This window comes from Pseudomonas sp. ATCC PTA-122608, from assembly GCF_001952855.1.
Taxonomy (GTDB): Bacteria; Pseudomonadota; Gammaproteobacteria; order Pseudomonadales; family Pseudomonadaceae; genus Aquipseudomonas.
In genome coordinates this window covers 1-1,640 of the sequence record NZ_LPNO01000037.1, presented here as the reverse complement: position 1 = coordinate 1,640, position 1,640 = coordinate 1, and the positions used below count along the sequence as shown (strand labels likewise).

Below are 1,640 nucleotides of genomic sequence, written 5' to 3'. Positions count from 1 at the left end.
CCCCCCGTGTCAGCCTATCTGTCACCTCTGATGTTTGACTCAATCATTCAAGGGGGCGAAGGTGTTTGGCAATGCCGAAACGTTATGACAATGACTTCAAGGATTGGGCGGTTCTGCAAATGATGCCGCCCCTTAATCGAGCGGTGGCAGAACTCGCCGTTGCAATCGGCGTCACCCCACAGTCACTGCGAGATTGGAGAMAAATGGCTAGAGATAAAGGTTTGGTCGTTCCAGGCAATAACAAGACAAGTGATCAGTGGTCCAGTGCCGATAAGTTTAATGCCGTCATGGAAACCGCACCGTTGAGCGAGGTTGAGCTTTCTCAATACTGCCGAATCAAAGGCATTTATCCTGAGCAGATTCAACAATGGCGCCTGGCCTGCCAGAACGCCAACGTTGCAATTGATCCTCAGCCCACTAAGAAGCAAACCGTCGAGCAAACAAAAATTAAGGAGCTTGAGCGGCAATTGCTTCGCTCTGATGCTGATCACAAGGAGGCGGTGGCTTTGCTGGAGCTCAGAAAAAAAGCCAATGCGATCTGGGGCAAGGACAAGGAAGACTGATCAGCGCCTCCGATCGTATACAGGTTTTAGGGCTGATCGCCGAAGCAGTAGCCAATGGGGCACGCCGATTTCGGGCGTGTAATGAACTTGGGCTTTGCCTGCGGACAGTCCAGCGCTGGCGAACCTGCGAAGTAGACAGGCGCCAGACAGTCCAGCGCGAAGCACCGCCGAACAAACTTAGCGCTCAAGAGCGTCAGGCTGTTTTGGATGCCGCCAATCAACCTGGTTACGCGAGTCTGACGCCGCATCAAATTGTCCCAAAACTAGCGGACGAAGGCATTTACTTGGCATCGGAATCCACGTTCTATCGGGTGCTGAAAGAAGCGAATCAGAACACACGCCGTGGTCGAGCGAAGGCGCCCAAGCGCAGAGTTTTGACCACGCATCGTGCGGATGGCCCTAATCAGGTGTGGTGTTGGGATATCACGTGGTTACCCACCACCGTCAAGGGCCGTTTTTACTACTGGTACATGGTCAAGGACATCTACAGCCGCAAGTTGGTGACCAACGAAGTACATGAGTCCGAGTGTTCAGAACATGCTTGCGCACTACTCGAAAAGGGATGTTTGCGCGAGCGTACTGCGGGTCGGCCGTTGGTGCTGCACTCGGACAATGGGCATGTGATGAAAGGCTCTCTGCTGCGTGAAAGCATGATCTCGCTGGGTGTTGAACCTTCCTTCAGCCGCCCTCGGGTTAGCAACGATAACGCATACGCCGAAGCGCTTTTCCGCACAGCCAAATATTGCCCGCTGTGGCCAGACCAGCCGTTTGACGAACTGACTCAAGCAAGGCTATGGGTGCAGAAATTTGTTGAGTGGTACAACGAAGAACACCGCCATAGCGCCTTGAAGTACGTGACGCCGGACGAGCGCCACGAGGGTAAGGCGCTGGCCTTGCTGCTAGCCCGCAAGGATCTGTACGAGTCCGCTAAAGCGGCTAATCCCAGCCGCTGGAGCGGGAACACACGTAACTGGCAGCTTGCAGAAGCTGTTTATCTGAACCCGGAGCGACCGGATGCTAGGGCCGCAATGGCTTGCTAAAACAGTAGTAAGGCGACAGATACATTGACACGTACCG

1 protein-coding gene is annotated in these 1,640 nt (G+C 54.2%); it reads left to right on the top strand.

Going from position 1 to position 1,640, the window contains the following annotated elements:
- Window positions 1-71: 71 nt before the first annotated feature.
- Window positions 72-1,603, top strand: a protein-coding gene (locus AU074_RS25865; RefSeq protein ID WP_256576972.1) for an IS3 family transposase whose coding sequence is annotated in 2 segments (ribosomal slippage) — window positions 72-513 and window positions 513-1,603 — 1,533 coding nt in all. Because the reading frame shifts where the segments join, the coding sequence is not laid out codon by codon here.
- Window positions 1,604-1,640 lie beyond the last annotated feature (37 nt).